Origin of the sequence: Pseudonocardia sp. (assembly GCF_025465255.1) — a bacterium.
GTDB lineage: Bacteria > Actinomycetota > Actinomycetes > Mycobacteriales > Pseudonocardiaceae > Pseudonocardia.
Window position 1 is genome coordinate 21389 of record NZ_JAODNI010000131.1, and the last position, 6268, is coordinate 27656.

Annotated in this window: 7 protein-coding genes; 2 read left to right on the forward strand and 5 right to left on the reverse strand. The window is 74.4% G+C overall.

All coding sequences use genetic code 11. The features are described from left to right. Positions 1–46 precede the first annotated feature (46 nt). Both JWP64_RS16175 and trpC read right to left on the reverse strand, forming a co-directional pair. A complete protein-coding gene (locus JWP64_RS16175) occupies positions 47–331 on the reverse strand; it encodes a hypothetical protein (protein WP_297497432.1) in 285 nt (94 codons plus the stop codon). 129 nt (positions 332–460) lie between these two features. Next, positions 461–1243, reverse strand: coding sequence for an indole-3-glycerol phosphate synthase TrpC (gene trpC / locus JWP64_RS16180; RefSeq protein WP_297497435.1), 783 nt, complete (start codon positions 1241–1243; stop codon positions 461–463). A 232-nt stretch (positions 1244–1475) separates the two neighbouring features. Here trpC and JWP64_RS16185 point away from each other — a divergent pair, with 232 nt between their 5' ends. After that, complete coding sequence (locus JWP64_RS16185) at positions 1476–2081, forward strand: polysaccharide deacetylase family protein (protein WP_297497438.1); 606 nt, start codon at positions 1476–1478, stop codon at positions 2079–2081. On the opposite strand, the gene JWP64_RS16190 is transcribed toward JWP64_RS16185, so the two are convergent. From JWP64_RS16190 to JWP64_RS16200, 3 genes are all read right to left on the reverse strand, one after another. After that, positions 2029–2637: a dihydrofolate reductase family protein gene (locus tag JWP64_RS16190; RefSeq protein ID WP_297497441.1), complete on the reverse strand. Its 609-nt coding sequence runs from the start codon at positions 2635–2637 to the stop codon at positions 2029–2031. The genes JWP64_RS16185 and JWP64_RS16190 overlap by 53 nt on opposite strands. Then, the gene (locus JWP64_RS16195; RefSeq protein WP_297497444.1) at positions 2634–3827 is read right to left on the reverse strand and encodes an AbrB family transcriptional regulator; all 1194 of its coding nucleotides are present in this window, start codon (positions 3825–3827) and stop codon (positions 2634–2636) included. Before JWP64_RS16195 ends, JWP64_RS16190 begins: the two co-directional genes overlap by 4 nt. Positions 3828–4001: 174 nt before the next feature. Next, complete coding sequence (locus JWP64_RS16200; protein ID WP_297497447.1) at positions 4002–4808, reverse strand: DUF2267 domain-containing protein; 807 nt, start codon at positions 4806–4808, stop codon at positions 4002–4004. 161 nt (positions 4809–4969) lie between these two features. Here JWP64_RS16200 and JWP64_RS16205 point away from each other — a divergent pair. Then, on the forward strand, positions 4970–6268 hold a 1299-nt coding region (locus JWP64_RS16205), incomplete at its 3' end, for an HAD-IC family P-type ATPase (protein ID WP_297497450.1).

Sequence of the window (6268 nt, forward strand, 5' to 3'; positions counted from 1 at the left end):
TCGATCGGCCGGCAGCCGGTTCGAGCAGGGTGGTCCCGCCGCCACCTCAGCCCGGCTCGCCGCGGGACTTGCGGTACAGCACCCAGCCCAGGTCCGCGAGGGCGATCACCGCGACCACGACGAGGACCACCGCGAGCCACAGGACGCCCACCCGCCAGGCGAGCACGGCTCCCACCGCGCACACGACCAGGCCGAACGCCGCCAGCAGCGCCCGCAGCGTCAGGGCGCTGCGGGCGGGCGCGGCGCCGCCGAGGCCCGCCGTCGGGTCGTGGTAGTCCGGCAGGCCCTTCTCGTAGTCCTCGCGGGACCGGCGTCCTCGGTCGTCCGCCACGGCGTCCTCCTGCTCGTTCGGCTCCCCCGAGGACTACCCGTCGAGGGCCTTCCGACACCGCTGGCCGGCCTGCCGCCGGCTACTCGCCCGGACGTACGTCTCCGTGCGCGACGGTGCAGGCCCCCGGCATCAGCCGGCCGCTCCTATGAACTCGCCGACCGCGGAGCGCGGCGCCCCGGAGCGGACCAACGCCTCGCCGACCAGCACCACGTCGGCCCCCCACCCGCGGTACTCCGCCACGTCGGCGGCCGTGGCGACACCCGACTCCGCCACCCGGACCCGCCCCTCGGGCACCTGCGGCGCCAGTCGCCGGAACACCGACCGGTCGACGTCGAGCGTCGTCAGGTCCCGCGCGTTGATCCCGACGACCTCCGCCCCCACGTCGACGGCCCGCCCGAGCTCCTCCTCGGTGTGCACCTCGACCAGGGCGGTCAGGCCGAGCTCGCGGGCCAGTCCGTACAGCTCCTCCAGCAGGCCGCCCGGCAACGACACCACCATCAGCAGCGCGAGGTCCGCGCCCCACGCCCGCGTCTCCCACAACTGGTAGGGCGTCACCACGAAGTCCTTGCGCAGCACCGGGACGTCCACGGCGTCGCGCACGTCGGCCAGGTCGGCGAGTGAGCCGCCGAACCGCCGCCGCTCGGTCAGCACGCTGATCGCCGACGCCCCGCCCGCCGCGTACTCCCGGGCCAGCGATGCAGGGTCCGGGATGTCGGCGAGAGCGCCCTTGCTCGGGCTCCTCCGCTTCACCTCCGCGATGATCGCCGTGCCCGGCGCGCGGAACGCGGGCACCGGATCCAGCGCCGGCGCAATGCCGGCGACCCGCGCCTTCAGCTCGGCCGCCGGCACCCGCCGTTCGCGCTCCGCCAGGTCCTCCCGGACACCGTCAAGGATCCCGTCGAGGACGGACATGCACCTCACCTCTCCTTCACTCAGCGGTTCTCCGCCACCAGCGCGGCCCCGGCCACTCGCAGGTCGCCGCGGACGCAGGCCCGATGGCACCTCGTCCATCACACGCCTGGTATCCCGCGGCCCGTCCAGGGGTACCACCGACGGCGTGCCCGGCGCCCGACGGGCGCTCGGCCTCGACTCCCGGCACCTCGAGGCGCCCCGACCTTCATGCCGACCGGAGCGGAGCACGTCCATGAGCAGCGACCACGAGTTCTGGCCGAACGGCGCCCGCCTCGCCGTCACCGTCTCCATGCAGTTCGAGGCCGGTGGCCAACCCCTCAGCGGCGCCGGCGGGCCGATCACCGAGCCGATCATGGAAGGCTACCCCGGCCTGGGGCAGAACAGCTTCTACGAGTACGGCGCCCGTGAGGAGGTCCCGCGCATCCTCGACCTGCTCGACCGGCACGAGATCCCGATGACGCCGTTCATGATCGGCGACGCCGTGCGCCGCCACCCGGACGTGGCCGCCGAGATCGTCCGAATCGCCAGCTTCGACTTCCCGGGCTTCTCCCCTGCGGACTACGAGCAGCAACTCGTCGACGGGTTCGACCAGCTCTACGCGGAGGGGGCCACCCGGCGCCGGATCAGTGGACCGCAAGAACGACATCGCGCAGTGGACCCTCGGCCACGCCGACACCGCCGCCGGGTCGACCGGGAGCCGGCTCCGGTCAGCGGGCTCCCGGGACGCAGCCGGTGCCCCGGCGCGTCGTGCGTGACCTTCCGCTCGACCGGCCTCCGCCGCCGGGTCAGGTGTCCGACACGCGGTAGCGCAGGTGGGTCACCCCACGCGAACCGATGACCCGGGTGGTGTCGAACCGCCGGCCGCCGGCGGTGACGCGGTCGAAGAGGCGGACCCCACTGCCGAGCAGCACGGGGGCGAGATGGATCTGGAGCTCGTCGAGCACGCCCGCCTCCAGGCACTGCTGCACGGTGGTCGCACCGCCGACGACCTGCACGTCCTTGTCGCGGGCGGCGTCACGCGCCTGCTCCACCGCAGTCGTGACGCCGTCGGTGACGAATGTGAAGGGCGCCCCGCGGCGACGGGTCCACGGTTCCCGCGCGTGGTGGGTCAGGACGAAGGCCGGGGCGCGGAACGGGGGCGGGTCGGGGCGCCGGGCGCCGCCCTCGTCGAACATCCACCGTCCCATCACGTAGGCGCCCGCACGCAGCCGGATCTCCCGGACCACGTGCTCGTCGGCGTCGTCGCGTCCCCGGTCCTCCTCGCCCCCGTCCAGGTCGAGGGCCCACTCGTGGATGCGGTGCCCGCCGTCGCCCAGGGCGTTGCCGGGGCCCGCGTTCGGCCCCGCGATGTAACCGTCGAGGGACATCCCGATGCTGGCGAACACGACGCTCATCCCGTGATCTCCTGACGGCGGCGCCGGGTCGCCTCCAGCGCGCGGACGACGAGCGGGACGGCGAGGACGACGACGAACAGGCGCAGGCTCTGCACGGTGGAGACCAGCGGGACGTTCGTGCCGGTCGACTCCGCCGTCGCCAGCACCGCGTTGATGCCGCCGGGGGTCGTCGCGAGGTAGGCCTCGGTGAACGGGATCCCCACCAGGGCGGCGAGGCCCCAGGCGAGCCCGGCGCACGCGACGCAGACGCCCACCGTGGCTGCGAGCAGGTGGGGGAAGACCCCGGCCGCGTGGCGGGCCGCCGAGCGGGTGAAGCGCAGGCCGACCTCGAGCCCGACGACGATGAAGACGACGTCCTTGAGCGGCCCGGCCGGCGCGAACCCGGAGGACGCCCCGGTGAGGGTGAACACCGCGGCCACGAGCATCGGCCCGAGCAGTACCGGGGCCGGCAGCCCGAGACGGCGCCCCACGGCGAATCCGGTGAGACAGATGGCCGCGAGGACGACCAGCCGTCCCAGCTGGTCGGCGGAGTCCACCAGGTGGCCCATGACCGGGAGCAGGGGCTGAAGCCGGTCGTCGGCGGGGTTCTGGTCCTGCGGCGCGAAGCCCAGGGCGATCGCGGGTGCGGTGAGCCCCACGAGCCCGACGCGGAGGTACTGGCTGAACGCGACGATCCGGCTGTCGGCGCCGAGGTCGTCCGCGCAGCTGACGACCGCCGCGGAACCGCCCGGGACCATGCCGAGGGTCGCGTCGGTGAGGTTCAGCTTCCCGAAGCGGGCCAGGACGGCCGCGGCGCCCACGCAGAGGATGATCGTCGCCACCGTGACGGCGAGCATCGGGAGCGCGGCGCCGAGCACGCCCAGGACCTGCGAGTCGAGGTAGCTGCCCATGAGCACCCCCACGAGCGCCTGAGCGGCCCGGTTCGCGCCCCGCGGGAACGGACGTCCGACCAGGCCGGGCAGGGCGAGCGCGATCCCGGCGACGAGCCCGGTCAGCAGGCTCGGCGCGGGAACCCCGAGGACCTCCGCCCGTTCGGCGAGGAAGTAGCAGGCGATGACGAGTGCGGTCCAGCCGGCGCCGCGGACGAGCCGGCCGCGGAGTTCTCCTTCGGGGGGGCCGCCGTCGTGCGGCGGGGAGGGGGTGGGGTCCGGAGATGAGGTCGGGGGCGCGGTCACGGTCGTGGCAGACATTGTGGTCCTCGCTGTGGCGGACACGTACCCGGCGAACGTGCCCGCCGTGCGTGGCCGCGAGTCACCTCACGGGCGGCCTGCGGGTGTCCTCGACGCAAAGCCGCTGATCACAGTCGCGGAGACAGTCGTCACCATGTGGCGCGCGTTACCGGTGCGGCCGGAGCCGGACCCCGCTCAGGCGTACTCCGGGATCAACGCGTCGCGGTACTCGGCGGGCAGCTGGGCCACCGTGTCGGAGAACTCCTTGTCGCCGACCGCCCCGTGGAGCGCGGCGACCACGGCCTGGGCGTACCGGTGGGCGGCGCCGATGTCGGCGTCGGTCCGCTCGGCGATCTCGGCCAGGAAGTCCATCAGGGCCATCGGCACGCGCGCGCCCCGGCCGCGGTCGACGCCGCGGCGGAGCGGGTGCCGCAGCTCGCGCGGGACGAGGGGTGTCAGGTCCTCGGCCTGCGCACCGGTGATGCGCGCGGCGAGGGCCTCCGTCACGGCCTCCGCGACCGCCGGCGCCTGCTCGCGCTCGACGCCGCGTTCGCCGAGACGGTCGAGGAACTCCTCCAGCGACAGCCTCTCCGGCGGGTCCTCCTCCTGCACCGGTGGCGCCGCCGCCACCGCCTCGTCCAGCCACCGCCGGAACTCCTTCGGCAGCTGCGACCGCATGTCGTGGAACTCCTCGCCGCCCACCGCCCGCCACAGCGTGGCGACCACCGCCCGGGCCACCTGCTCGGCGGTCGGCCGATCGACGTCCGCCTGCCGGGCGATGCGCCGCAGGAACTCCTCGAGGCCGAACTTCTCCAGGGGCCCCTCGTACTCCAGGCACGCGCGCAGCCGGCCCGGGAGGCGGGCCGCGAGGTCGTCGGCCTCCCCCCGTGAGATGCGCCGCGCCAGCACCTGCAGCGTGGCGCAGGCCACGCGCTCGGCGTCCTCGGCCGGGACGTCCCCCAGCTGCTGAACCGACGTCACGAAGTCCGGGTAGTACAGCATCGCCGTTCCTTTGCGGTCGCCTCTCGATAGGCGGAGGGGTTCCCGCGATGCGCCGGGTGATGCGGAGCGTGTGCCACGGCGCGAGACCACCGCGCGTGCGACCATGCCGCCCGCAGCAGGCGCGACGCCGCAGCGGAACCAGGACGAGGAACGGGGGCCGGATGGATGCCACGGCGGCGGGATCGACCGGACGCGCGACGACCGTCGCGCAGGACGGTCCGTCGGGGCAGGTCGGTCTGTCGGGGCGGGAGGCCGAGGCCCGTCGTCGGCGCGGCGAGGCGAACACCGCGGTCAGCGGCACCTCGCGCACCTACGCCACGATCCTGCGCACCAACGTCTTCTCCTTCTACAACACGATCCTGTTCGTCATCGGTGCCACACTGCTCGCGCTGGGCCGCTACAACGACGCGTTCATCAGCGTCGGGCTCGGCCTGGTCAACGCGGTGATCAGCGCGACCCAGGAGATCGCGGCCAAGCGCAAGCTCGACGGCCTGCAGCTGCTCGACCAGGCCCGGGTGCTCGTCGTCCGCGACGGCCGGGAGGTCCAGGTGCCGCCGAACGCCGTCGTGCGGGGCGACGTGCTCCGGGTGCGCGCCGGCGACCAGATCGTGGTCGACGGGCCGTTGCTCGACGGCGGCCGCGTGGAGGCCGACGAGTCGCTGCTCACCGGTGAGTCCGACCCGGTCGTCAAGCATCCCGGGGACGACCTGCGCTCGGGCAGCCTCTGCGTCGCCGGTGAGGGGCACCAGCTCGCCCGCGACGTCGGCGCCGCGAGCTACGCGGGCCGCCTCACCACCGACGCCCGGCGGGTGACCACCGACAAGACCCCACTGCAACGCCGCATCGAGTTCGTCGTCCGCCTGGTCATGGCCCTGGTCGTGCTCATGAGCGGCGCCATCCTCGCCCAGGCCGCGCTCGAGGGGTTCACCCTGCTGCGGGTCGTGCAGACCACCGCCGTGCTGTCCGGGCTGGTCCCCTACGGCCTGTTCTTCCTCATCGCCGTCGCCTACACCGTCGGCGCGGCCACGATCGCCGGCCGCGGCGCCCTGGTGCAGCAGGTCAACGCCGTCGAGTCGGTCAGCAACGTCGACGTCGTGTGCACCGACAAGACCGGCACCCTCACCACCGGACGGCTCGCCCTCTCCGACGTGGCGCCGGTCGGGGCCCACGACCCCGTGGAGGTCGAGGCGACGCTGGGCGCGTTGGCCCGCAGCGCCACCACCCCGAACCTCACCACCACCGCCCTGGCATCGAGCCTGCCGGGCACGGCCTGGGTGCTGCGCGACGAGGTGCCCTTCGCCTCGTCACTGCGCTGGTCCGGGGTCACCACGGCCGACGGCGCGTGGGTCCTCGGCGCACCCGACGCCCTCGCCCCGCACCTGGCCGGCCCCTCGCTGGCCGCCGCCGTCGCCGACCGCGCCGCGCTCGGCCTCCGCGTCCTGGTCCTCGCCCGCGCCACC

Excerpts from the sequence above, each read along its gene's own strand:
- JWP64_RS16185 (WP_297497438.1), top strand. The coding sequence starts at position 1,476 with ATGAGCAGCGACCACGAGTTCTGGCCGAACGGCGCCCGCCTCGCCGTC.
- JWP64_RS16200 (WP_297497447.1), bottom strand. The coding sequence starts at position 4,808 with ATGCTGTACTACCCGGACTTCGTGACGTCGGTTCAGCAGCTGGGGGAC.
- JWP64_RS16195 (WP_297497444.1), bottom strand. The coding sequence starts at position 3,827 with ATGTCTGCCACGACCGTGACCGCGCCCCCGACCTCATCTCCGGACCCC.
- trpC (WP_297497435.1), bottom strand. The coding sequence starts at position 1,243 with ATGTCCGTCCTCGACGGGATCCTTGACGGTGTCCGGGAGGACCTGGCG.
- JWP64_RS16190 (WP_297497441.1), bottom strand. The coding sequence starts at position 2,637 with ATGAGCGTCGTGTTCGCCAGCATCGGGATGTCCCTCGACGGTTACATC.